Annotated in this window: 19 protein-coding genes, 9 tRNA genes and 2 rRNA genes; 26 read left to right on the top strand and 4 right to left on the bottom strand. The window is 40.2% G+C overall.

The features are described from left to right. The 12 genes from AC1DVK_RS14540 to rocF all read left to right on the top strand — a co-directional run. Positions 1-241 (top strand): 23S ribosomal RNA (locus tag AC1DVK_RS14540); the annotation flags it as partial. A 77-nt stretch (positions 242-318) separates the two neighbouring features. Next, positions 319-434: ribosomal RNA gene (gene rrf, locus AC1DVK_RS14545) — 5S ribosomal RNA — on the top strand. Between the two features lie 45 nt (positions 435-479). Further along, a tRNA-Asn gene (locus AC1DVK_RS14550) sits at positions 480-554 on the top strand. A 3-nt stretch (positions 555-557) separates the two neighbouring features. After that, positions 558-630: transfer RNA gene (locus AC1DVK_RS14555), tRNA-Thr, on the top strand. A 31-nt stretch (positions 631-661) separates the two neighbouring features. Next, positions 662-736 (top strand) — tRNA-Glu (locus tag AC1DVK_RS14560). A gap of 18 nt (positions 737-754) precedes the next feature. Continuing rightward, positions 755-830: transfer RNA gene (locus AC1DVK_RS14565), tRNA-Val, on the top strand. A 14-nt stretch (positions 831-844) separates the two neighbouring features. Then, positions 845-920: transfer RNA gene (locus tag AC1DVK_RS14570), tRNA-Thr, on the top strand. Positions 921-938: 18 nt separating this feature from the next. Beyond that, positions 939-1,022, top strand: a tRNA-Tyr gene (locus tag AC1DVK_RS14575). A 104-nt stretch (positions 1,023-1,126) separates the two neighbouring features. After that, positions 1,127-1,201: transfer RNA gene (locus AC1DVK_RS14580), tRNA-Gln, on the top strand. Positions 1,202-1,204: 3 nt separating this feature from the next. Beyond that, positions 1,205-1,276: transfer RNA gene (locus AC1DVK_RS14585), tRNA-Gly, on the top strand. Positions 1,277-1,295: 19 nt separating this feature from the next. Beyond that, a tRNA-Ala gene (locus tag AC1DVK_RS14590) sits at positions 1,296-1,371 on the top strand. Positions 1,372-1,579: 208 nt separating this feature from the next. Then, positions 1,580-2,482, top strand: coding sequence for an arginase (gene rocF, locus AC1DVK_RS14595; protein ID WP_089363891.1), 903 nt, complete (start codon positions 1,580-1,582; stop codon positions 2,480-2,482). A 137-nt stretch (positions 2,483-2,619) separates the two neighbouring features. Here rocF and AC1DVK_RS14600 read toward each other — a convergent pair whose 3' ends face one another. Beyond that, complete coding sequence (locus AC1DVK_RS14600) at positions 2,620-2,805, bottom strand: Spo0E family sporulation regulatory protein-aspartic acid phosphatase (RefSeq protein ID WP_410862962.1); 186 nt, start codon at positions 2,803-2,805, stop codon at positions 2,620-2,622. 172 nt (positions 2,806-2,977) lie between these two features. Between AC1DVK_RS14600 and sigW the strand changes: the two genes are divergently transcribed. The 9 genes from sigW to AC1DVK_RS14645 all read left to right on the top strand — a co-directional run bounded on the left by sigW (position 2,978) and on the right by AC1DVK_RS14645 (position 12,691). Further along, positions 2,978-3,541, top strand: coding sequence for an RNA polymerase sigma factor SigW (sigW, locus tag AC1DVK_RS14605; protein ID WP_410862964.1), 564 nt, complete (start codon positions 2,978-2,980; stop codon positions 3,539-3,541). A 16-nt stretch (positions 3,542-3,557) separates the two neighbouring features. Beyond that, positions 3,558-4,181, top strand: coding sequence for an anti-sigma factor family protein (locus AC1DVK_RS14610; RefSeq protein WP_477626769.1), 624 nt, complete (start codon positions 3,558-3,560; stop codon positions 4,179-4,181). A 219-nt stretch (positions 4,182-4,400) separates the two neighbouring features. Continuing rightward, a complete protein-coding gene (cdaA, locus tag AC1DVK_RS14615) occupies positions 4,401-5,225 on the top strand; it encodes a diadenylate cyclase CdaA (protein ID WP_061440410.1) in 825 nt (274 codons plus the stop codon). Continuing rightward, positions 5,218-6,564 carry a CdaR family protein gene (locus AC1DVK_RS14620; protein WP_410862966.1) on the top strand — a complete coding sequence of 449 codons (1,347 nt, stop codon included), beginning with the start codon at positions 5,218-5,220 and terminating at the stop codon, positions 6,562-6,564. Before cdaA ends, AC1DVK_RS14620 begins: the two co-directional genes overlap by 8 nt. Before the next feature lie 53 nt (positions 6,565-6,617). Next, a complete protein-coding gene (gene glmM / locus AC1DVK_RS14625; RefSeq protein ID WP_089363896.1) occupies positions 6,618-7,967 on the top strand; it encodes a phosphoglucosamine mutase in 1,350 nt (449 codons plus the stop codon). 465 nt (positions 7,968-8,432) lie between these two features. Continuing rightward, positions 8,433-10,235: a glutamine--fructose-6-phosphate transaminase (isomerizing) gene (gene glmS, locus AC1DVK_RS14630; protein ID WP_089363897.1), complete on the top strand. Its 1,803-nt coding sequence runs from the start codon at positions 8,433-8,435 to the stop codon at positions 10,233-10,235. 284 nt (positions 10,236-10,519) lie between these two features. Next, positions 10,520-10,891 (top strand): iron chaperone, encoded by a 372-nt coding sequence (locus AC1DVK_RS14635; protein ID WP_336866357.1) that lies wholly within the window; start codon positions 10,520-10,522, stop codon positions 10,889-10,891. A 331-nt stretch (positions 10,892-11,222) separates the two neighbouring features. Continuing rightward, positions 11,223-11,771, top strand: a complete 549-nt coding sequence (locus AC1DVK_RS14640; protein ID WP_410862970.1) for a hypothetical protein — start codon at positions 11,223-11,225, stop codon at positions 11,769-11,771. Positions 11,772-11,830: 59 nt separating this feature from the next. Further along, positions 11,831-12,691 (top strand): lysostaphin resistance A-like protein, encoded by an 861-nt coding sequence (locus tag AC1DVK_RS14645; protein WP_477626770.1) that lies wholly within the window; start codon positions 11,831-11,833, stop codon positions 12,689-12,691. A 324-nt stretch (positions 12,692-13,015) separates the two neighbouring features. Here AC1DVK_RS14645 and AC1DVK_RS14650 read toward each other — a convergent pair whose 3' ends face one another. The 3 genes from AC1DVK_RS14650 to AC1DVK_RS14660 are packed head-to-tail and all read right to left on the bottom strand — an operon-like array spanning position 13,016 to position 16,490. Continuing rightward, the gene (locus AC1DVK_RS14650) at positions 13,016-14,050 is read right to left on the bottom strand and encodes a sensor histidine kinase (protein ID WP_477626771.1); all 1,035 of its coding nucleotides are present in this window, start codon (positions 14,048-14,050) and stop codon (positions 13,016-13,018) included. Beyond that, complete coding sequence (locus tag AC1DVK_RS14655) at positions 14,047-14,721, bottom strand: response regulator (protein WP_410862975.1); 675 nt, start codon at positions 14,719-14,721, stop codon at positions 14,047-14,049. Before AC1DVK_RS14655 ends, AC1DVK_RS14650 begins: the two co-directional genes overlap by 4 nt. Positions 14,722-14,744: 23 nt before the next feature. Beyond that, a complete protein-coding gene (locus AC1DVK_RS14660; RefSeq protein ID WP_410862977.1) occupies positions 14,745-16,490 on the bottom strand; it encodes an ABC transporter ATP-binding protein in 1,746 nt (581 codons plus the stop codon). Between the two features lie 383 nt (positions 16,491-16,873). Between AC1DVK_RS14660 and AC1DVK_RS14665 the strand changes: the two genes are divergently transcribed. From AC1DVK_RS14665 to AC1DVK_RS14685, 5 genes are all read left to right on the top strand, one after another. Beyond that, complete coding sequence (locus AC1DVK_RS14665; protein ID WP_477626772.1) at positions 16,874-18,043, top strand: ATP-grasp domain-containing protein; 1,170 nt, start codon at positions 16,874-16,876, stop codon at positions 18,041-18,043. A 13-nt stretch (positions 18,044-18,056) separates the two neighbouring features. Next, positions 18,057-19,751 carry a methyl-accepting chemotaxis protein gene (locus AC1DVK_RS14670; protein ID WP_477626773.1) on the top strand — a complete coding sequence of 565 codons (1,695 nt, stop codon included), beginning with the start codon at positions 18,057-18,059 and terminating at the stop codon, positions 19,749-19,751. 323 nt (positions 19,752-20,074) lie between these two features. After that, a complete protein-coding gene (locus tag AC1DVK_RS14675) occupies positions 20,075-20,275 on the top strand; it encodes a cold-shock protein (protein WP_034304915.1) in 201 nt (66 codons plus the stop codon). A 559-nt stretch (positions 20,276-20,834) separates the two neighbouring features. Beyond that, entirely contained in the window at positions 20,835-21,206 is a 372-nt protein-coding gene (locus AC1DVK_RS14680) for an ArsR/SmtB family transcription factor (protein WP_061461131.1), read from the top strand. Next, positions 21,199-23,322 (top strand): heavy metal translocating P-type ATPase, encoded by a 2,124-nt coding sequence (locus tag AC1DVK_RS14685; protein ID WP_477626774.1) that lies wholly within the window; start codon positions 21,199-21,201, stop codon positions 23,320-23,322. Before AC1DVK_RS14680 ends, AC1DVK_RS14685 begins: the two co-directional genes overlap by 8 nt. Positions 23,323-23,694 lie beyond the last annotated feature (372 nt).

Consider the following 23,694-nt stretch of genomic DNA (forward strand, 5'->3'; position numbering starts at 1 on the left):
GAGAGGACCGGGATGGACGCACCGCTGGTGTACCAGTTGTCTTGCCAAAGGCATAGCTGGGTAGCTACGTGCGGACGGGATAAGTGCTGAAAGCATCTAAGCATGAAGCCCCCCTCAAGATGAGATTTCCCATGGCGCAAGCTAGTAAGATCCCTGAAAGATGATCAGGTTGATAGGTCAGAGGTGGAAGCGTGGCGACATGTGGAGCTGACTGATACTAATAGATCGAGGACTTAACCAACGCTTTTTTAAAAAATGAAATACCTTCTTATATTATCTAGTTTTGAAGGAATGAAAATTCTTCAAAAATGAATATAGTCTGGCAATGATGGCGAAGAGGTCACACCCGTTCCCATTCCGAACACGGAAGTTAAGTTCTTCAGCGCCGATGGTAGTTGGGGGTTTCCCCCTGTGAGAGTAGGACGTTGCCAGGCCATTCATTTAAATCTTTAAATGGGTTTTAGGAAACATTATATTATTCCGCAGTAGCTCAGTGGTAGAGCATTCGGCTGTTAACCGAACGGTCGTAGGTTCGAGTCCTACCTGCGGAGCCATATGCTTCCATAGCTCAGTAGGTAGAGCACTTCCATGGTAAGGAAGAGGTCAGCGGTTCGAATCCGCTTGGGAGCTTCCCAATCTATCTATGAACAGAAAATAATCCGGCCCGTTGGTCAAGCGGTTAAGACACCGCCCTTTCACGGCGGTAACACGGGTTCGAATCCCGTACGGGTCACCATTCTTAATTCATTAATCCGGAGGATTAGCTCAGCTGGGAGAGCATCTGCCTTACAAGCAGAGGGTCGGCGGTTCGATCCCGTCATCCTCCACCATTTTAACCTTATTTGCCGGTGTAGCTCAACTGGTAGAGCAACTGACTTGTAATCAGTAGGTTGGGGGTTCAAGTCCTCTTGCCGGCACCATTTACAACCATATATTGCGGAGGGGTAGCGAAGTGGCTAAACGCGGCGGACTGTAAATCCGCTCCTTCGGGTTCGGCAGTTCGAATCTGCCCCCCTCCACCATTTTAATAAAATCCTGTGGATCAGTTATATATTCTCTTTAATAGGGAAATATATGATTACCACCTTTTTATTTTGTTGAATATTAATTATTACATATCATATATTGGGCTATAGCCAAGCGGTAAGGCAACGGATTTTGATTCCGTCATGCGAAGGTTCGATCCCTTCTAGCCCAGCCATTTGCGGAAGTAGTTCAGTGGTAGAATACAACCTTGCCAAGGTTGGGGTCGCGGGTTCGAATCCCGTCTTCCGCTTAATTATTTTAAACCCTTAGGGGCCTTAGCTCAGCTGGGAGAGCGCCTGCCTTGCACGCAGGAGGTCAGCGGTTCGATCCCGCTAGGCTCCACCATCAACTACATACACCAAAATTTACGTCTTAAGCCAAAATGGTTTAAGACTTTTTTTTGTTTATACGCATTGTTGGGGTAACCAACCCCTAGAAGCTTTTTTTATAGAAAAAGTATGAGATAGGAAAGAGTGGTGCATCTTTATAAATGTAAATGTTTAGTTGAACCACTTGTCATATACGATGTAAAATGGTGGAAAGGGGGAGTTGTATGTCTATTCAGAAAATATCCGTCATTGGATTGCCTATGGACCTTGGTCAAGCAAGGCGAGGGGTGGATATGGGACCTAGTGCCATTCGCTGCGCAGGGATTTTCGAGCGTCTTGAACAGTTAAATATCGAAGTAGAGGATTTAGGAGATATCATTGTAGGACGACCTGGAAATGCAAATAAGCCTGGGACAAATCTGAAAAACTTACCGCTTGTTGCAAAGGGGAACACCCTATTAGCAACAAGAGTTGATGAAATAATAGAAGGCGGTTCTTTTCCACTTGTATTGGGTGGAGACCATTCAATTGCTATAGGAACACTGGCAGGAGTCGCAAAGCACTATGAAAATGTAGGTGTGATTTGGTATGACGCACATGGGGATTTAAATACGGAAGATACTTCGCCATCAGGAAATATCCATGGTATGCCGCTTGCTGTCAGTATTGGGCTTGGACATCCCGATCTAATCAATATTCATGGTTCCGCTCCAAAAGTGAAACCAGAAAACATCGTAATCATTGGGGCAAGGTCATTGGATGAAGGGGAAAAAGAACTTATACGTGATAAAGGGATTAAAGTATTTACGATGCATGAAATAGATCGTATGGGAATGACAAGGGTCATGGAAGAGTGCATAGATTATTTAAGGGAAAGAACTGATGGTGTCCACCTTTCATTGGATTTGGATGGAGTTGACCCAGCAGATGCACCTGGAGTGGGGACACCGGTGATTGGTGGCATAAGTTATCGTGAAAGTCATTTGGCCATGGAAATGCTCGCGGAATCCAACTTGATAACATCAGCTGAATTCGTTGAAGTCAACCCCATTTTAGATGAGCGAAATAAAACTGCGATCGTTGCTGTGGCTCTAATGGGTTCGTTATTTGGAGAAAAGTTATTATAACTGAAAAAATAAAAGAAACAGTAACTGGCTTGTAATGGGTTACTGTTTTTTATATGCTAGAAGACGTAGGCTTATTATCCAGGGTGTATATAACGGAACATATCCATAAATAGATGGTTGCAATCGCCTATCCATATTCACTTAAGAGCACGTCGGTCTGGGAGACATCCATTTTTAGTTAAATGGATGTATTGGTTGATTAAAGAGTCCAGTTTGCTGCTAACTTCAACAACTTCATTATCAACCATCGAAGAACGGGAAGCCAAAACCATCATTTTCTGTCTGTATTGTTCAATATGGTCTAAAATTTGTTCAGCAGTCATGTAGAGATTCACTCCCTTGAATTTCACAATTTCTTACTATATAGCCCTGTTTTTTTTTTCTTAAACATAAAATGTAAAACTTTGTTAAAATTAATGTAATAAATTTTTGAAACCTTTTAGCTTACGATTCGTAATAATCGTATAGCCGCATGAGCGGGGGTAAAACCGGAAAATGGATGCACTCATTAAAGAGAGAATTAATCAAGTATTAAAGGGAGATCATAATGCATTTGGGGAAATTGTCGAAATTTACAAGGACAAAGTTTTCCAGATATGTTTCAGGATGATCGGAAACAGGCAAGAAGCAGAAGATTTGGCACAAGAGGCCTTTGTAAGGGCCTTCGTGAATATTCGCAGTTTCAATATACAAATGAAATTTTCGACATGGTTATACCGGATTGCTACTAACCTTTGTATTGACCGACTTCGCAAGAAAAAACCGGATTACTATCTAGATGCAGAGGTGGCAGGAACAGAAGGATTGAATATGTATTCCCATGTTGCATCAGATATGGCGAAACCCGAGGAAGAGGTTGAATCTTTAGAACTACAGGAAACCATTCAAGTTGAAATAATGAAATTACCCGAGAAATACCGATCGGTAATCGTATTGAAGTATATTGAAGAGTTATCTTTAAAGGAAATCAGTGAAATACTCGATTTGCCAGTCGGTACGGTTAAGACGAGAATACATCGTGGTCGGGAAGCCTTGCGTAAACAACTACGCCATTTATAAAAAGAAGGTGAGAAAAATGAACTGCCATGAGGAAATCATTGAATATATGCATGATTATTTAGATGAGGACATCAAACCTGAGCACAAAGAAGTATTACGGGAGCACTTGCATAATTGTGCTGAATGCCGGGATTACTTTCATGAAATGAAAAAGGCGGTCGCGCTTGTACAAAGCACTTCACATATTAAGGCCCCGGATGACTTTACAGCAAAGGTTATGGCTCAATTGCCAAAGGAAACGAAAACAACGGGCGCCAAACGTTGGTTCAAAAGCCATCCCTTCATGACAGCGGCAGCGATGTTCATCTTATTGATGACAGGATCTATTTTTTCCACTTATAATCAGGACGAACATTTTTCAGTGTCAAAGCAGCCTAACTTAGTGGTCGAAGGTGAAACGGTGATTGTGCCTGCAGGTGAGACAATCAAAGGAAATGTGGTAGTTCAAAATGGTAACATTCAAATAGATGGTGATGTAGAAGGAGATGTTACAGTCATAAATGGACATAAATATATGTCTAAGGCAGGGAATGTGACTGGGAGCATCAATGTTATTGACCAAGCTTTTGAGTGGATGTGGTATAAAGTAAAGGACACTGCAACCTCGTTGGTTCCTGCTAAAGAGGAAAAAAAGGAATAAGGTATATAAGCTGGGAGAAGGGCATCGTTTTCATATACGGTGACTTCGCTCAGCTTTATTTTTTAGAGGGAAAGGGAACCATTTTGCATGATTCGTCCTTACCATGTAAATTTCTCACACTAGTTTTTAGATGTATCATTTAAAAAATGGTATACTATTAAGGTTATTACACAACGATTGTAATTGGTATTTGGAGTAATACTGACTGGAGGAAACAACATGTCTTTATCCAATTTGACTGTTTGGGACTATGTAGTAAATTTCATTGATATTCTCCTTGTATGGTTTGTGATATATAAATTGTTAACTATTATTCGAGGCACGAAGGCTATTCAGCTGCTAAAAGGAATTTTTGTAATTGTCATTGTAAAAAGCTTAAGCAACCTGTTTGGTTTCAATACACTTGGATGGTTAATGGCACAAGTCATGAATTGGGGAGTATTGGCGATTCTTGTCATTTTTCAACCTGAACTGAGAAGGGCACTTGAACAATTAGGACGCGGGAAGCTCTTTGCAAGGGGCACCGTTCCAGAAGAGAACCAGCAAGAGCGTTTAGTCGAAGAAATTCTAAAGGCGTCCACTTATATGGCGAAAAGGCGGATTGGAGCCTTGATTACGATAGAAAAAGGTACGGAGCTTGGGGATTATGTTGAAACGGGGATTCCTCTAAGATCCTATATTTCTTCAGAACTGCTCATTAATATCTTTATCCCCAATACGCCGCTCCATGATGGCGCAGTTATTTTACAAAATAACCAGGTTGCGGCCGCAGCTTGCTACCTACCTTTATCAGAAAGTCCATTCATATCAAAAGAACTTGGCACGCGGCATAGGGCAGCCATCGGCATGAGTGAAGTAACGGATAGTCTTACGATTGTTGTTTCAGAAGAAACGGGAGGGATATCCGTCACTAAAAACGGGGAGCTTTACCGGGATTTGAATCAAGAATCATTTAGGGCCATGCTTACTAGTGAACTGGTAGTGGAGAACATCAAATCAACTTCCTCAGGCATCTGGAACTGGAGGGGGAAAAAGAATGGATAAATACACCAATAGCGCTTGGTTTATGAGAATCGTAGCTTTTGCCTTGGCAGCACTTTTGTTCATTTCCATTAACTTTGAGATGGAGTCGGATAAAAAATCCCTTGGTTTATCGACCGCCCCTGAAATCAGTACGGAGACCATCGAAAATGTACCGGTTGAAGTGTACTATGACCGTGAGAATCTAGTGGTGAGCGGAGTCCCTGAAACGGTGGATGTAACTCTAAAGGGAGCAAAAAGTCTATTGATAAATGCGAAAAACCAAAGGGACTTTAAAGTTTATGTGGACCTTTCGGATCCTGAAATCTCAATGGGGAACAGAACTGTCACATTTAAAATAAGTGATTTGAATGAAAGGTTAGTGGCGACGGTCGATCCTGAATATGCGGAAGTCAATGTTCAGGAACGGGTGACGAAGGAATTCCCCGTTGAAGCCGAGTATAACAACTCTTTACTTGAAGAGGGATATACTGCTGACCAGCCAACAGTTAGCCCGAAAACTGTCAAAATAACGGGTGCTAAAGATACGATTGATCAAATTTCCTATGTAAAGGCAAACCTTGAAATAAGTAAGGGACTTAACGAAACGGTGAACGGAAAGGCAACTGTTAAAGCCCTTGACCGGGACTTGAATAAGTTGGACGTGACGATCGAGCCCGCTTCAGTTGCCGTTTCCTTAAAAGTGAGCATTCCTTCCAAGACGGTGTCGATAACCCCGAAACAAACTGGGAAGGCAAAGGATGGCATCAGGATCAAGAGTATAAGTGTCGATCCAAATGAGGTCACCTTATTCGGGTCAGAAACGAGCCTGGGGAAAATAAGTGAAGTAAATCTTCCTGTAAATATCTCGAAAATTGACGGTGATACAGACCTGGAACTCGATCTCACTAAACCCGAAAGTGTACAAAAAATGTCCTTGGGTAAAGCAAAGGTCAAGATTCGCACAGAGAAAGTGGATGTGGATGAAGCGAATGTAGATCCAGTTGAAGAAGAGAAAAAACCGGAAACTGAACAAAAACAAGAAGAAAAGGTAGTCGATAAAGATGAACCGGCTGCCATTGAGTCTAAAACATTCAGCAATATAAAAATAGTGCCTGTGGGCATGAAGGATGACCAAGACGCCGAATTGGAAAACGATGTAACAAGCATCACCTTGCTTGGTGAAGCGGATGACTTGAAGAAAATAACTAAAGAAGACATTAATCTTACAGTAGATGTAAGTAATTTAGATGAAGGTACGCATGATGTAGAACTGGTGGTAAACGCGCCTGAGGGAGTGACCTGGGAACTGGAATCTAAAACGGCTTCGGTCACCATTACTCAAAAAGACGAAGAGACATGACCTTCCTTTAACATCATTTAATTCAGTAACGATTCGAAGAAGGAGCGATAAAGATGGGTAAATATTTTGGAACAGACGGAGTTAGGGGTATAGCGAATAGCGAATTAACACCGGAGTTGGCATTTAAACTAGGCCGTTTAGGTGGTTACGTTCTTACTAGAAATACAGAAAAACCCAAAGTGCTGATAGGGCGCGATACACGTATTTCTGGTGAAATGCTGGAAGGTGCACTTGTTGCCGGTCTATTATCCATTGGGGCTGAAGTGATGCGCCTGGGTGTAATTTCGACACCGGGAGTTGCATATTTAACAAAGGCTTTAAGTGCTGAAGCAGGTGTCATGATTTCGGCTTCGCATAATCCGGTAGCGGATAATGGCATTAAATTCTTTGGACCGGATGGGTTTAAGCTATCCGATGATCAAGAAGCGGAAATTGAAACACTGTTAGATTTGGAAAAGGATGAACTTCCTCGCCCGGTTGGCGGCGATTTGGGCCATTTGAATGATTATTTCGAAGGAGGGCAAAAGTATCTCCAGTATTTGAAACAATCAGTGGATGAAGACTTTACGGGCATTCATGTTGCGCTTGATTGCGCACATGGGGCGACATCGGCCTTGGCCATGCATTTGTTTGCCGATCTTGATGCAGACATCTCTACAATGGGGGCATCGCCTAATGGATTGAACATTAATGACAAGGTAGGTTCCACACACCCTGAAGCACTTGCTGAATTCTTAAAAGAAAAAGGTGCTGATGTTGGACTTGCTTTCGATGGTGACGGAGACCGCGTCATTGCCATAGATGAAAAAGGAAATATAGTGGACGGCGACCAGATCATGTATATATGTGCGAAATACTTGAAAGAAAATAACCGTCTGAAACAGGGAACAGTGGTTTCTACGATCATGAGCAACCTTGGTTTTTATAAAGGTCTTGAAGAGCATGGTATACAAAGTGCCCAAACGGCAGTGGGGGATCGCTATGTGGTGGAAGAGATGCGAAAAGGCGGCTATAACCTTGGCGGTGAACAATCCGGACATATCATTTTTCTGGACTATAACACAACGGGAGATGGCTTATTGACGGGCTTACAGCTTGTGAACATCATGAGTGACACCCAAAAAACCTTATCGGAGCTAGCTGGCGAGATGAAGAAATATCCACAGACACTCATCAATGTCAGAGTTACCGATAAGCACGGTGTAACTGATAATGAAAAGGTACAGGAAGTCATTAAGGCAGTCGAAGGGGAAATGGCCGGAAACGGTCGTATTTTGGTGAGACCATCCGGTACGGAACCGCTAGTCCGTGTTATGGCTGAAGCACCGACTGCTGAGGAATGCACTAATTATGTAGATCGCATCGTCTCAGTTGTAAGAACGGAAATGGGAATAAACGAATAACACTCGTATGCATAAAAGGAACGAAATTTCCTTTTATGCATATTTTTATAAAGAAGTTCTTTTTTGTAGGTCTTGGTAATAAAGAATTGACCTATGTCCCTTGTTTAAGGTATGATTATCCTGATTTACAACTCATTTTCTGAAAATGGTTGTTTCAAAAAAGGAGGGTAGGCAAGGAGAAACTGATTTACAAAAGCGCCTGAACTAAGTCTGGTCGAAAAAGGCTTAGTTGACGAGGAGGAGGTTTATCGAATGATCGGCGGATACCTCCCGGCTGAAGTGCACAGCCGCAGTAATTCCAATCTTAAAACAGTAGGGCAACTTATTGCACAAAGGGTTGGAAATGCACAAAGGGAAAAAGTGCTTTAAGGCATTTCCTTTATAAAAAATATATATCAGAGATGAGGGGGCAGGGATGCCCCCGTGCATTCCTGTTCCCTCGAATCGGTTGGAGGAACAGAAATTATGTGTGGAATTGTTGGATATATTGGACTTAACGATGCAAAGGAAATTTTATTAAAAGGTCTTGAAAAACTTGAATACCGCGGTTATGACTCTTCAGGGATTGCTGTGAGAAATGAAGCAGGCGTGACAATCTTTAAGGAAAAGGGAAGAATTGCGGACTTACGCGGAGCCGTGGATGAAAATACTATGGCACATACTGGAATAGGACATACACGCTGGGCAACCCATGGTGTGCCAAGCCGTGAAAATGCTCATCCTCACCAAAGTAATTCAGGTCGATTGACTTTAGTTCATAATGGGGTCATTGAAAACTATGCGATTCTAAAACGTGAATATTTGAAGGATGTTGCCTTTAAAAGTGAAACGGATACGGAAGTCATCGTTCAACTCATAGAGAAGTTCGTAAACGAGGGCATGGAAGTGGAAGAGGCGTTCCGTCAAACACTCACTCTTTTGGAGGGTTCATATGCCATTGCCCTATTGGATGCTGAAAATGATGAAACCATCTTAGTCGCAAAAAATAAAAGCCCGCTGCTAATCGGTGTCGGAAAAGACTTTAACGTTGTCGCTTCGGATGCAATGGCCATGTTGCAAGTCACAGATCAATTCCTTGAACTGATGGATAAGGAAATGGTTATCGTGACCAAAGAAAAGGTAACGATCAAGAACCTTTCCAACGAAGAAGTTATGCGTGCTCCATACACTGCTGAACTGGATGCAAGTGATATTGAAAAAGGTACGTATCCGCACTATATGCTCAAAGAAGTCGACGAGCAGCCAGCTGTCATACGTAAAATCATTCAAGCATACCAAAATGAAGAAGGTAAACTTGCAATCGATTATAGCATTACTGAAGCCGTAAGTGAGGCTGACCGTATTTATATCATCGCTTGCGGAACTAGCTATCATGCAGGGTTGATTGGTAAGCAATTCATCGAAAAAATGACGGAAATACCGGTTGAGGTCCATGTGGCATCGGAATTCACTTACAATATGCCGTTATTATCGAAAAAACCGCTATTCATCTTCATTTCACAAAGTGGTGAAACTGCAGATAGCCGTGCCGTGTTAGTGTCCATCAAAGCGCTTGGTCATAAAGCCTTGACCATCACGAACGTACCTGGCTCTACATTGTCACGTGAAGCGGATTATACGCTCTTGCTGCATGCTGGTCCTGAAATTGCCGTTGCCTCAACAAAGGCCTACACAGCTCAAGTGGCGGTCTTGGCCATATTAGCAAATGTAACTGGCCAATTCCGTAACATGGAGTATGATTTCGACCTTGTAAAAGAGCTTGGAATCGTTGCGACAGCAATGGAAGCCCTATGTGATTCGAAAGAAGAGATGGAAGACATCGCCCGTGAATATTTGTCCGTTACTAGAAATGCCTTCTTCATTGGCCGTTCCCTTGACTACTATGTTGTTCTTGAAGGGGCGCTTAAGCTGAAGGAAATTTCATACATTCAGGCGGAAGGCTTTGCTGGCGGCGAGCTTAAACACGGAACGATCGCCTTGATTGAAGAAGGTACACCTGTCATAGCCCTAGCAACACAAGCAGGCGTCAACCTAAGCATACGTGGTAATGTAAAAGAAGTGGTTGCCCGAGGCGCCAACCCTTGCATCATTTCCATGAAGGGGCTTGAAGAAGAGGATGACCGTTTCGTCATCCCGGAAGTGAATGAACTATTAACACCCCTTATCTCTGTTATCCCGCTGCAGCTCATTGCTTACTATGCAGCCTTGCACCGCGAATGTGACGTGGATAAACCGCGTAATCTTGCGAAAAGTGTAACGGTTGAGTAAGTTTGAATGAATGCAATGTAGATTATAAAAAGTTGCGAAGCTTTACCCCTTTGGCTATGATTAGCCAAAGGGGTATTTTTATGTTTAAAACAACGAGAACCTCTCAAGTTGACAAGTGGATTAGAAGACCGAGGTAATAAGAATCGGTGTGCAGTGTAATGCAATCTATCAAATCCATCAGTAGGTAGTCATGGCATCCATTAGAGCAATGTTAATGATCTTCCTATGGTGCATTGTTGAAAATGAAGTCTTCATAAAATTTTTTTAATTTAGGAGAGAATGACATGGAAGTCTTTGCAGAGTTTTTAACGAATATTGATAACCCGCAACATAGGGAACGAACGGAAGAAGTCCTGGCTTGGGTAACTAAGAAATTTCCAAATCTAATGCCGAAGATTGCGTGGAATCAGCCTATGTTTACCGATCATGACACATATATTATTGGCTTTAGTGTAGCCAAACATCATTTGGCTGTTGCCCCTGAAAAGGCAGGGATCGATCATTTCTCTGATGCAATCGTGCAGGCTGGCTATGATCACACCAAGCAGTTGGTACGTATCAAGTGGGACAGTCCGGTTGATTACTCATTACTTGAGAAAATGATCGAGTATAATATTTTTGATAAGGCAGACTGTTCAACTTTTTGGCGGAAATAAATAAAAAATCGGAGGGTGGCTGAATCTCTATTAAAGTGTCCATTATTCGGGGTTCTGTTCCATATTAGAAGTGAAACGATGTGGTCCTGAGGTTATAAGCTCCCCATAGGCAAAAAGGCATATGCTCCTTCCTTAATGACCTACCTTTACGGTTGCGACTCTATATAGTTTAAGTTCAAATAAAGCACAAGGAATTCCAAATTTGGAACTGCCTGTGCTTTTGTTTTTTGATAAAATCGAATTAACAAATATTACAACCAAACTACTTAAGATATTAAATCAAAAATTCATAAGGGGAATCTAAGGAAAAAATATTAGGTGGGGTGAAGAGATGAAGAAGTTATTATACCTTTTTATATTAATAATTCCTGTATTTTGGTTTGGATTTAATCCCATATCAACCTTTGCAAGTTCTCCAACTGAATTAAAAGAGGAAAGCCAATCAGGTGAGTTTCTGACAGAATATACAACTCTATCAGGTTCTGATGTACTTTTAGGTCAAGAAATACCTATACTTGTAGATGAAAAAACAGGAGAAATCACGAATAATAGAATTGGTATATCTCCTGTGTGTGCTACTTGTAATCGGTATACTTGGAAAACAGCCACAGATAAACGACAATCAAGTGTCTTTCACAAAAAAGTGACTGATACTACAAACTGGAGTCTTAACCTTACCTTCAGGGTGGAGATAGCTGGTAAATTAGTTATTTCTGGTGGCGGAGAAAAGGTATATTCGGCAACGAAAAAATGGAACCAATACAAAGAAACATGGAAAGTGACTGGAACTCTAAAAACATATAGTCCAACTGGTAATTTGATAAAAACAGAGCAAAGAAATGCAACTTACATTAAATATAAAAAAGTGGCAATAAAATAAGTTGAAAAAAGCACAAATACATGGCTTCTTTGAAATTATTGTATAATAAAGGGGTAAGAATGGATACTGATATTAAGCAAACACATCGCTTTATATTATATATAACTATACTAATTATGATTATTTTTCCTTTTGTCCAACTTACATTACAAGAACTTTTTTTGCAAATAAACAAACAATTATTTTTCTTTTTAAGTAAACTGGTTATTATCTATGTTCTTTTTCTTTTCTTAAAAAAGAAAAAAATAACCTTATCGAGCATTAGGCTTAATAAGGTACATATAAAATATATTCTTCTTGGTATTTTAATGGGGAGTATAGCCCATATGCTAACTGTGTTTTTTGGGAGGAGCCAACATTATCTACTAACGGGCGAATGGCTTACTGCTGAAAAAATTGTTGGTACACTTATGGAGAGTAGTAAAAACATAAGTTTTTACAGCATTATGATGATTGGCTTTTCAGTGGCAATTAGTGAAGAAATTCTTTTTAGGGGTATATTATTAAAACAATATCAGAGAATGAACATAAAATCGGCCATAATTTTAAGTGCTCTTATTTTTAGCATTTATCATATGACGTTAGGAAATTTTGTTTTTGCATTTGTAATGGGCATTTCTCTTGCACTATTATCCATCTATACTGGGAGTATCGTCCCGGCTATCTTTTTTCACTTTTTGGTGAATGAAATAATGAGGATCATCATGCATTTCTCGGATAAGGTTACTGAAACTTATTTTAAGGTAATGGTTTCTCCAATTACCACCATAACTGGCTTAATACTTTTTCTATCTATATTGATTTTCTTATTTGTAAAGGTAAGAAAAAATAACCATTTTCAAAGTGGAAAAGTTAAATTCTTTGATGGATATATTATTTTGTTGTTTTTGATGTATGTTATTTTCCTGACAATAACATAAATTTTAATCAAAGATAATACAGGTATTATAACGATTTCATTTAAGCGGAATGTCCATATTTATTGCCAACAACAATTTTTCCGGCTTGTTAATCGTTGGGTATCAAATTCGCTTTTTGTACCCAACGTTTATAATATAAGTAATATTAATATGTTTAAATTATCCAATTCCTATTTCGGTCTTTTAAGGAAGTTTCTCCGAAATTTCAAACAATCTTTAGTAGAGTGTTGATATTACAATATAATCATCAACGAACGGGCAGTGTTTTTAAAAATAGCAGGCAGCATTAATGATTTAAAAAAGTTTTTAACAATCACAAAACCCTCACGAAATAGGAAGCAGAATCGTAAAAGTAGTTCCCTTTTCGAGTTCACTTTCCACGGATATGGTCCCTTCATGCATCTCTATAATTCTTTTCACGATGGACAGACCTAAGCCGCTGCCGCTTTTTGTACGTTCCCTTGCCAGGTCGGCTTTATAGAATCGCTCGAAAATGTGAAACTGGTCCGTTTCGGATATGCCAATTCCATTGTCGGATATCGTTATGGATGCCAGGTCATCAATCTGTTGTAATCGAATCGTGATTTTTCCACGATGGCGGGTGAATTTGATACTATTGTGTATTAAATTTGTCCATACTTGGCTCATTAAATCTTGGTCTGCAAAAATTCGAATCTTTTCTAAAGATATATGCAATTCGAGTTCCTTTTCCAACCACGTAGGTTCACAAGCCAAAATAATGGTTCGTATTTGATGATCCAGCCAGAAATCCGTCCTTTCAAAAGGATGATGCTCGGATTCAAGGGATGTAAGCTTTAGAAGGTTATCACTTAATTTAGATAATCTCCTGCTCTCTGTCTCTATTATATGAAGATAATGATTTCGTTCTTCGGTTGTCAGCTTATTAAATTGAAGAGCTTGGGCAAATCCTACAATGGAGGTTAGGGGCGACTGTATTTCGTGTGAGACGTTAGAGATGAATTCCTGCCGCATTTCTTCCATTTGCTTCAATTGCTTGGCCATGTGATTGAAGTGGTTAATGATATCGGTCATTTCGTTTTTCTTTTCCATTTTAAAATCCAATTGTACATTATAATCGCCATTTGCTATTTTCCTTAAGGCATCTATGATTTCGAGGTAAATATTTACCCGTTTATTGTGATGGATAGCGCGGATAAGATAACCGATGGATATCATGATTGCGATGCTTGTCATGATAGTGGCCAGAAACCGAACATAATCGGGTAACCTTAATGGCAATAGCTGAATGATATAGTAACCGGCCGAAAAGCAAATTGAAATAAACGTAAGAAAAAACAGTATGCCAAGTGTTTGTTTGAAAAATCGATCGCTTCTCATCTCGTTATCTCCAAACGGTAGCCCAATCCCCAAATCGTTTTAATCCGGAAGGGGAATTCCGATTCCGGAAACCGTTCTCTCACTCTTTTAATATGAACATCGACAGTTCGTTCATCACCTTCATAATCATAGCCCCAAATGTCTTCAATAAGATCTTCCCTGGAAAAAGTTTTTCCAGGATAGCTTGCTAATTTAAACAACAATTCGAATTCTTTTAATGGAATTGTATATTCCTGGTCTTTGAATGACATTTCATGCGTGTTGCGATTCATCTTCAATTCGCCGATATTTAATGTTTGTGAAATAGTGATTTTATACCGTTTTAATAATGCTCTTATTCTAAGAACCAATTCGATCGGTTCAAATGGCTTTACAAGATAATCATCTGCCCCAAGACCGAATCCTTTTACTTTTTGTGTTGTTTCCCCTTTTGCAGTCAGCATTAAAATGGGGATATCACTAAATTCCCTTAACTCTTTGCATAATTGCCATCCATCCATGTTAGGCATCATAATGTCGATGACTGCCAAATCGATTTTCACTTTCTCCATTAATTTCAATGCTTGCAGTCCATCCGAGGCTTCATATAAATCAAATCCTTCTTTTCTTAACAAGAGTTTTATAAGTTCGCGAATATGGGCATCATCATCTACAATTAATATCTTTGTCATCCTTCTTCCTTCCTTTCGGTGAATTAGGCCAGTTCAAGTTTGTGCAACTGCTGTTGGGCAAATTCGCGATATAATGAATGCGTATTATACAGCTCTTTATGTGTACCGCTGCCTGTTATTCTCCCTTTTTCAAGGAAGATGATTTGATCTGAACCGATAACGGTCGATAGGCGGTGGGCGATAACTATTGTTGTTCGGCCTTTCATTAAATCATTCAATGCCTGTTGAACGACATTTTCCGATTTGCTGTCTAGGCTGGAGGTGGCTTCATCAAGCATTAATATTTTAGGGTTTCTTAAAAATGCACGAGCGATTGCAATTCTTTGTCTTTGGCCGCCTGATAATTTCATGCCCCTTTCACCAACCTCTGTATCAAATCCGTTGGGAAGCTCGGAAATAAACTGATCTGCATACGCCATTTTAGCGACTTGATTTAATTCCTCATCCGTTATATCCCGATACATTCCATAACAAATATTATCTCGAATTGTGCCTGATACAATTGGACTTTCCTGTGAAACATAACCAATCTGGCTTCTCCATGAAAGGAGCGTGAAATCATTTATGGACTTCCCGCCTATGGAAATGGAGCCTTGCTGTGGTTTGTAGAAACGCTCGAATAAAGAGAAAAGTGTCGTTTTTCCGCTGCCGCTTGGTCCGACAATTGCAGTGACCTTACCAGCTTCAACGTTAAAGCTTATATCTTTAAGTACCTGTTCTCCATTATTGTAACTATAGTTCAGGTGATCCACGCTGATTGATTGACTTATATTTTGAACTGGCTGCTTCGCGTCTTCTTCTTCTGCTGAATCCAAAATGGAAATGATGCGCTCTGTTGCACCCGTAGCTTTTTGGAATTGCGTAAAGAAGCTGGCTAATTGAGCCATTGGCATGATTATTTGGAAAAGGTACATAATGAATGCAACTAAAGCTCCAGCTGTCAGGGCTCCTGAAGAGACACGCATTCCCCCATAACCTAAAATCAGTACGAGTAAGGCCATCATGACAAAACTCATTAGCGGCGCAATCAAAGCTTGGATTTTTGCTTCTTTTAATCCAAATTGAAATAATTTGTTGATTCCTTTTTTTCCATTTTGATATTCCAAGGCTTCTGCATTCGATGCTTTAACAAGACGGATTTCCGTTAGCACCTGCTGAAGGACTGCGGTGAAGCTTGCTGTTTCGTCCTGCATCCCTTTTGAAATTTTATGCATTTTTTTCCCTAGTGGCATTAATATCAAAACAGAGAGTGGGATGGCAATGAACATCAACAATGTCATTTTCCAATCCAGGACAAATAACACGATCATGGAGCCAACGATGGAAATGATGCCTGTAACGAAATTAGAGAGGTGTTCAGAGATTAATCCCTTCACTACAGTTGTATCATTTGTCATTCGACTGACCGTTTCACCCGATGGATGCTCATCAAAATAACTCACGGGTAATACGAGTAATTTTTTCCATAGCTGATCGCGGATACCCGCCACTACAGATTGACCGATTCGATTTAATAAATAGATGGAAAATCCACTGGCCAATGCTTGAACAATGATGGCAAGAACGAGAAGGGTGATCCGTTCAGTGCTTAGTGAGCTGATCGAAAAATCATTAATTAGATTTTTTGTGAATAAAGGGACTAGTAAACCTACACCTGTTGTACCTAGGCTTAAGGCCAATGCAATCCCTATCATTAGTTTAGAAGGCTTCGTTTGTTGAACTAACCGAATGAACTGGCGCCATCCTTTTTGTTTTTTCTCTTCTGACATATGTTAATACATCCTTTCTTGATCTTCATAGGGCAAGTATATAAAAAAGTTATGAATTGAATATGAACTCCTAAGTATTTTTCTATTTAGTCTTAGTTATTCCACGAAATTACTGGTGAACTTTTTCTGAATGATAAATTTGAAAAAATATGGCGGACACTTAAAATAGTGTCGGCCTTTTTTAATGAGATTCAAGAAAATTAAATATTCGATGGTATGTGTAAGGACCTCAAGGCTAGATCTGATGGGATAGGTAAAAAGATATATTGATATCTTGATTTTTCATGCATTTTTAATAATAAATACCTACATAAGCTAAATACTTACCGCTTTTAACCGATTAAATATGGAGATACAAAAAACAGATAAGTTAGGTGAAAAGAATGATTATTTTGAATGAGTCCATTGTGTCGCCAATTCTTCTAAAGGTGTTAGAGAAACAGCAAATTCCAGTACTGGAACAAGGGCAATGGGGAGACACTTTAACATCGGAAAAGCTAAACATTCAAAAAGATATAGAATTTTTCAAGTCCATGGAAAAGGAAAAAAGAATTCTTACAAACTCTGAAAATGGCATAACAGTATTAGGTCATTTTCAACCAAATAGCAATGAATACATTTGGTCAAAGTTATTGAAGGATAAGAGTCAGGTGCGAAATTTGACGAAATCTTTATATCCTGATTTCTATTTCCAAGATATCGATTTATCCATAATAGGTGACCTGGATAAAAATCAACTACCGTATCCAGTAGTTATCAAACCCAATATTGGCTATTCAAGTGTAGGGGTGCACAAAGTCAAGAATGAGCAGGATTGGGAAATAGCCGTGAACCAGCTTAAAGCGGATGTACTTCATTCGGGTGGATTATATGATTCACAAGTGGTCGATTCCCATACCGTTTTAATAGAAGAGTGGATTCAGGGTGAAGAGTATGCCATTGATGGCTATTACAATCAAGATGGTGAACCGGTCATTTTGAATGTCTTCAAACGATTATTCAAGGATGATTACGATACTTCCGATCGAATTTATTATACTTCGAAGTTGGCCATCAATGAAATCTATCATGATGCACTAAAGTTCATGAAGAATACCCAAACGGTCCTTCCACTTAGGAATTATCCTATACACTTTGAAATTCGCAAAAAGGGAGACCGGGTGATACCCATCGAAATCAATCCCCTGCGTTTTGCTGGGGCGGGTACAACGGATCTAGGTTACCATGCCTATGGAATGAATATGTATGGGCACTATTTTTCAGGAACGAAACCCGATTGGAATCGGATATTGGAAGAGATGGACAATCATATATATAGCTTTTTCTTTGCAGAGGTTCCACTGGAAATAAATCTGGAGGATGTTTCATGTATTGATCATGATGGACTTCGTCATGAATTCGAACATGTATTGGAATATAGGCAGCTTCCTTTCCGAAATGACCGGAGCATGGCCATCATCTTTTATAGAAGTGAGGATTTGAATGAAAATCTCCAATTGCTTCATTTGGACTTAATACCATATTTGACTATAAAACACCTGGTTTTCATCTAAGGGGGGAACGGAAATGAGATTTTCAAAGCTAAATCCTAAAAAATCTTTGCTGGCAAAACTATTCTCGTTTTATGTTATTCCATTCGTACTTTTCGCAGGGGCCATGGGCCTTTGCTTTTCCTATATTACTAATAAAATGATCAATGAGAATGTCCTTCCGCAATTCGATGAGCGTCTTTCTGAAAATGCCCACAGTTTAGCAGCAAGCCTCAATCCCACTTTGATAAACAATGCTTCGGTACGGGGAGAAGAAATTAAGCGGAAATTAGATGCCTTTGTTGAAGATAAAAAGGGTATTGAATATGTTTATGTACTGAAGCGGGAGAATGATGCCGAAATGATTGTAGCCCTGAACGGCAGCGAGGACTTCATGGTTGAATCCCCTTTCACGCCGGAACAGGCAAAATCGATAAATGGAAGCGAAGACGTCTTGAGTGAAATATATAAAGATAAGTGGGGAACACACAAGTCGTACTTTACGCCAATCAAGGGAACGGACGCGATTGTCGGAATCGATATGGATGCAAAATTCATTGATGAATTGAAAAGCACAATGATATTCTATAATATCTTATTTCTTGCAAGTGCCATTATATTAGGCGTGCTATGCGCCGTTGTCATCGGTAAAAAGATCTCGGGACCCGTCAATGAGCTTGTTGGTTACACGAATGAAATGGCAGAAGGGGACTTAAGTAAATCGATTCCCATTGGCAGACAGGATGAGATTGGCGATCTGTCATATGGATTCGAAGAAATGAGATTAAGTTTGTCCCATATAATTCAGAATGTCCGTGAACATGCTCAAAAGATGAATCAAACGACAGTGTCCATTCACCAATCCTTTGAAGAGATGGTGGAATCCTATGGCCAGATAGTAACGGGGACAACGGAAGAGGCAAAAGCTTCAGAAGAACGTGCCCATCATATTGACCGAATTTCCAATATGATCAGTGACTTAACGGATACAATCCGTTTAATGAGCGAGCAAACGAATAAAATGAATGAATTTACCATGCATGCGAATACACTTGCAGAACAAGGAAGTAAACAAGTGCAGGATGTAACGAGCCAGATGGATAAAATCTTGGAAAATGGCCAAGCGAATAAAGTCAATTTGGTGAGCCTGGAAGAGGATGTAGTGAAGATAAATGAAGTGATAGGTTTAATAAGGGTCATTGCTTCTCAAATGAACCTGCTATCCCTTAATGCTTCCATAGAAGCGGCACGGGCGGGGGATGCCGGCAGAGGTTTTGCTGTAGTCGCTCAAGAGGTGCAAAAATTGGCTGTGCAAACAGATGAATCCATTGATATCATTTCAGAATCGATCAAGCGGATTAATGAACAAACAGCCAAAGTCATCCAAAATAACGATGGAAGTTTCCAGGATATCTTAAATGGTGTTTCCTTAGTGGAAAACAATGGCGAGATTTTCAATAAGATATTCGAATCCGTAGAGAAATTGTTGGAAGGCACAGAACAATTAGCGACCCATTCGAAAAAAATCAACGAGTCCTCGGATGAAAGTCTGGCATCCATTCAGGAAATAGCAGCGATTTCAGAAGAGGGAGTCGCAACAACGGAGCAAATCTCTGCGGCTGCAATTCAACAAAGCTCCATAATGACTGGATTGAAAGAGCAAAACGAAGAGTTAGCAAACGAAGCGGCCATATTAGAAGAGATGGTAGAAAAGTTTATTACGAAAAAATAATTTTTTTGATGTGAGCATCTACAAAAAACATCCCGTTACGGGATGTTTTTGTTTGTGAAATGTATGTGAGATGTCATCTGGGCCAGTAAGCTATAACACATAGAGTCCATTCATGCTTATTTGATGAATTTAAAGAGTATTAAAAATTGCTTGAAAAAAGTTTGCCCAAACTATTTGCAATCGCTGCCATTTAATGTTATGCTTAGTCTTAATTATTTTTGTTCGGTACTAAGGATACTAAAAGTACTACTTTTCGTTTTCGATGATGACTTAGAGCAAGGATAGTAATACAATGTGCTTAAATGCACTAGGAGGCAACAACAATGGAACAAGGTAAAGTGAAATGGTTTAACGCAGAAAAAGGTTTTGGATTCATCGAACGCGAAAACGGAGACGACGTATTCGTACATTTCTCAGCTATCCAAAGCGAAGGTTTCAAATCTTTAGACGAAGGCCAAGAAGTTACTTTTGAAGTAGAACAAGGTCAACGTGGACCTCAAGCTTCTAACGTTCAAAAAGCATAATTTCAAAAACAAATAAAGACAGATCCTAGTTATAGGGTCTGTCTTTTTTGTTTTGTGAAAATATATAACAAAAAACCCTGCTCAATGATGAGCAGGGTAAATGGTACAAGTAAAGTAAAACGCTTAAAAAGGTTTGACTAAGTATATCATAGTTCTTCAAGAAAATACTAAATTAAATATATTATACTTATCAAGGTACGGATAGGGAATTACTGAAATCATTGGATTGAAGGGGCGTGAAGGACTTTATTTTTTTTGTCACTGGCAGATAAAAGTTTCGGTTCACGCGATTCGAGAAGGATGGATGGGTTCCTAAAAAAGAGGACAGGCGGATATTCTGGGCCTGTCTTTTTTTTGTTCAGCAACATTCTAGGGGGGCGAGCAAAATCGTGGATGTGAAACAAAAAAGTGATACCCACATATAAAGACATATAGGGTACTTTCACTATGCCGTTGGAGGAAGGGGAAAGATTCTTAAACATTCCAATATGGATTTGAATATTCGGGGAATTATGTTATATTATAATCAAACGCAGATTTGAATGAGAGGTGTGAGAAGGTGACGGAACTGAAAGATGTATGTGATGTCCACCTGCATGATGAAGTGAAGGTTAATCGCATACAAGAAGAGATGAGCCAGGTGAATATATCCAGCATGTCGAAGCTGTTTAAGGTAATAGGTGATGAAAATAGGGCGAAGATAGCTTATGCGCTCTGTACGGACGAAGAATTGTGTGTGTGCGATCTGGCCAATATCATTGGTGCTTCGATGGCGACAACGTCACATCATCTTCGTACACTTTATAAACATGCAATCGTAAAATACCGAAAAGAAGGAAAGCTAGCTTTTTATTCTTTGGATGATCACCATATAAAGCAATTGATTCTCATTGCATTAGAACATCAGCAGGAGGTAAAGGTCGATGGCTGAGTCCCCATTAAAAACGTATCGTATTCAGGGTCTATCCTGCACGAATTGTGCTGCTAAATTTGAAAACAATGTCCGTGATCTGGAGGGTGTGAAGGAAGCCAAAATTAACTTTGGTGCTTCAAAAATTTCTATACAGGGAAGCGCGACAATTGAAGAGATTGAAAAGGCGGGGGCATTTGATAACCTGAGAATCCGGGATGAACAGGAACAGGTGACGCAAAGGGAACCAATTTGGAAGCAAAAAGAAAATATTAAAGTGGTGTTCTCGGTTATCCTTCTGCTAATCAGTTGGATATTGGATAAGCAATATGTTAATGGAGGCATCATGCCGATAATCGGTTATGCGGCTGCAATCATAGTTGGAGGATATTCATTATTTTTCAATGGGTTGAAAAATCTTGCCAGACTTCGTTTTGATATGCACACCCTTATGACGGTTGCCATCATCGGAGCGGCCGTGCTGGGTGAATGGGGCGAGGGGGCAACTGTCGTCATTCTATTTGCAATAAGTGAAGCGCTGGAAAAATATTCAATGGATAAAGCACGTAATTCCATAGAATCCTTAATGAATATCGCACCTAAAGAAGCCTTGATCCTAAGAGGGCATCACGAAATGATGGTTGCTGTTGGTGAGATTGAAGTGGGCGATATCATGATCGTTAAACCCGGCCAAAAGATTGCCATGGATGGCAGGATCATGAAAGGGGCCTCGACACTTAATCAAGCAGCCATTACAGGGGAATCCGAGCCGGTTTTCAAAACGGTTGAGGGTGAAGTATTTGCTGGAACCTTAAATGGGGAAGGGCTGCTCGAAGTGGAGGTCACGAAGCGGGTCGAGGATACGACGATTGCAAAAATCATCCACCTTGTTGAAGAAGCACAGGCAGAAAAGGCCCCTTCCCAAGCTTTCGTGGATAAGTTCGCAAAATTTTATACGCCGGCTATTATGCTCATTGCCTTGGTCATTGCCGTGTTACCCCCGCTTGTGAACAATGGAGATTGGAGTGAATGGATTTACCGGGGATTGGCTGTACTGGTTGTCGGTTGTCCTTGTGCTTTGGTCATTTCAACGCCCATCGCCATTGTGACAGCAATCGGAAATGCTGCTAAACATGGTGTGCTGATTAAAGGCGGGGTCTATTTGGAGGAAGCAGGAGCCTTAAAGGCGATTGCGTTTGATAAAACGGGTACTTTAACAAAGGGTGTACCTGAAGTGACTGATTTCACAGTATTGTCTGATGTGTTGAATGAACAGGACGTGCTAGCGATCGCTGCCGCTTTAGAAAGCAGATCACAGCACCCCCTTGCCACGGCCATTCTTCAAAAGGCGGAACAAAATGACGTGGACTATCATTCTTTATTGATCGAGGATTTTACAGCAATCACCGGTAAAGGTATAAAAGGGAAAATCAATCAAGAAATCTATTACATTGGTAAACCCCATCTTCTTGAAGAAGTGGCAGGTATAGTTTTCCCTAATGATGTCCTAAAACTGATCACCGGCTTTCAAAGTGCAGGGAAAACAGTGATGGTGCTAGGTGATCAAATGAAGCTCCTGGCACTCATTGCGGTGGCTGATGAAATAAGGGAAAGCAGTAAGGAAGCAATTCGGAAACTGCATGCATTGGGCATTGAAAAAACGATAATGCTGACCGGGGATAATATCGGAACAGCAAAAGTAATTGGAGCTGCAGCTGGGGTTCAGGAGATTGAGGCGGAGCTATTGCCACAAGATAAACTGACCATCATCAAACGATGGAAACAAAAATATGATCGAGTGGCCATGGTGGGCGATGGTGTCAATGATGCGCCTGCCTTGGCAGCTTCCACGGTAGGGATTGCCATGGGCGGGGCAGGTACTGATACGGCCCTTGAAACAGCCGACATTGCCTTAATGGGTGATGACTTATCGAAGCTGCCTTATACAATCCGCTTAAGTCGCAAAACATTAAAAATCATTAAGCAGAACATCACGTTTTCATTGGTGATTAAAATCCTGGCCTTATTATTGATAGCGCCGGGCTGGTTAACACTCTGGATGGCGATTTTTGCCGACATGGGTGCAACATTATTAGTTACATTGAACAGCCTAAGATTACTGAGAATAAAAGAATAAAAGAATATGGGCTCCCTGGTGCATTTTAAGGTGCTGGGGAGCCTTTGTTATGCACTTTCCGATTGTTTCATGTGAAACTTGGAAAATATGCATCCATATTCCTTTGAAAACGTAAATAGATTTGAACAGGGAAAGTGTTAACGGTGTCCAAGGGAAATCATGTTAGTCAACCAAAGTAATAATATCAATAGGATATATAGCATGATAGGTCATATTTAGTCATGTTATTTATAGTTGAATTTATTTATTAGTAAAAGGAATTCTAATAAGAACATTTTGCTTGGCTAAGCAATCGTTATGCAAGTGATGGGCAGTATGCTACAATGTGGCTGACTTTTAGTGCAGTATGATAGGTATGGCTATGTGTAAGGT

It is taken from the genome of Peribacillus sp. P4_B1 (genome assembly GCF_056402395.1).

What these genes read in the sequence shown, in the direction of transcription:
- rocF (WP_089363891.1), top strand. Translation starts at nt 1,580, where the DNA reads ATGTCTATTCAGAAAATATCCGTCATTGGATTGCCTATGGACCTTGGT.
- AC1DVK_RS14600 (WP_410862962.1), bottom strand. Translation starts at nt 2,805, where the DNA reads ATGACTGCTGAACAAATTTTAGACCATATTGAACAATACAGACAGAAA.
- sigW (WP_410862964.1), top strand. Translation starts at nt 2,978, where the DNA reads ATGGATGCACTCATTAAAGAGAGAATTAATCAAGTATTAAAGGGAGAT.
- AC1DVK_RS14610 (WP_477626769.1), top strand. Translation starts at nt 3,558, where the DNA reads ATGAACTGCCATGAGGAAATCATTGAATATATGCATGATTATTTAGAT.
- cdaA (WP_061440410.1), top strand. Translation starts at nt 4,401, where the DNA reads ATGTCTTTATCCAATTTGACTGTTTGGGACTATGTAGTAAATTTCATT.
- AC1DVK_RS14620 (WP_410862966.1), top strand. Translation starts at nt 5,218, where the DNA reads ATGGATAAATACACCAATAGCGCTTGGTTTATGAGAATCGTAGCTTTT.
- glmM (WP_089363896.1), top strand. Translation starts at nt 6,618, where the DNA reads ATGGGTAAATATTTTGGAACAGACGGAGTTAGGGGTATAGCGAATAGC.
- glmS (WP_089363897.1), top strand. Translation starts at nt 8,433, where the DNA reads ATGTGTGGAATTGTTGGATATATTGGACTTAACGATGCAAAGGAAATT.
- AC1DVK_RS14635 (WP_336866357.1), top strand. Translation starts at nt 10,520, where the DNA reads ATGGAAGTCTTTGCAGAGTTTTTAACGAATATTGATAACCCGCAACAT.
- AC1DVK_RS14640 (WP_410862970.1), top strand. Translation starts at nt 11,223, where the DNA reads ATGAAGAAGTTATTATACCTTTTTATATTAATAATTCCTGTATTTTGG.
- AC1DVK_RS14645 (WP_477626770.1), top strand. Translation starts at nt 11,831, where the DNA reads ATGGATACTGATATTAAGCAAACACATCGCTTTATATTATATATAACT.
- AC1DVK_RS14650 (WP_477626771.1), bottom strand. Translation starts at nt 14,050, where the DNA reads ATGAGAAGCGATCGATTTTTCAAACAAACACTTGGCATACTGTTTTTT.
- AC1DVK_RS14655 (WP_410862975.1), bottom strand. Translation starts at nt 14,721, where the DNA reads ATGACAAAGATATTAATTGTAGATGATGATGCCCATATTCGCGAACTT.
- AC1DVK_RS14660 (WP_410862977.1), bottom strand. Translation starts at nt 16,490, where the DNA reads ATGTCAGAAGAGAAAAAACAAAAAGGATGGCGCCAGTTCATTCGGTTA.
- AC1DVK_RS14665 (WP_477626772.1), top strand. Translation starts at nt 16,874, where the DNA reads ATGATTATTTTGAATGAGTCCATTGTGTCGCCAATTCTTCTAAAGGTG.
- AC1DVK_RS14670 (WP_477626773.1), top strand. Translation starts at nt 18,057, where the DNA reads ATGAGATTTTCAAAGCTAAATCCTAAAAAATCTTTGCTGGCAAAACTA.
- AC1DVK_RS14675 (WP_034304915.1), top strand. Translation starts at nt 20,075, where the DNA reads ATGGAACAAGGTAAAGTGAAATGGTTTAACGCAGAAAAAGGTTTTGGA.
- AC1DVK_RS14685 (WP_477626774.1), top strand. Translation starts at nt 21,199, where the DNA reads ATGGCTGAGTCCCCATTAAAAACGTATCGTATTCAGGGTCTATCCTGC.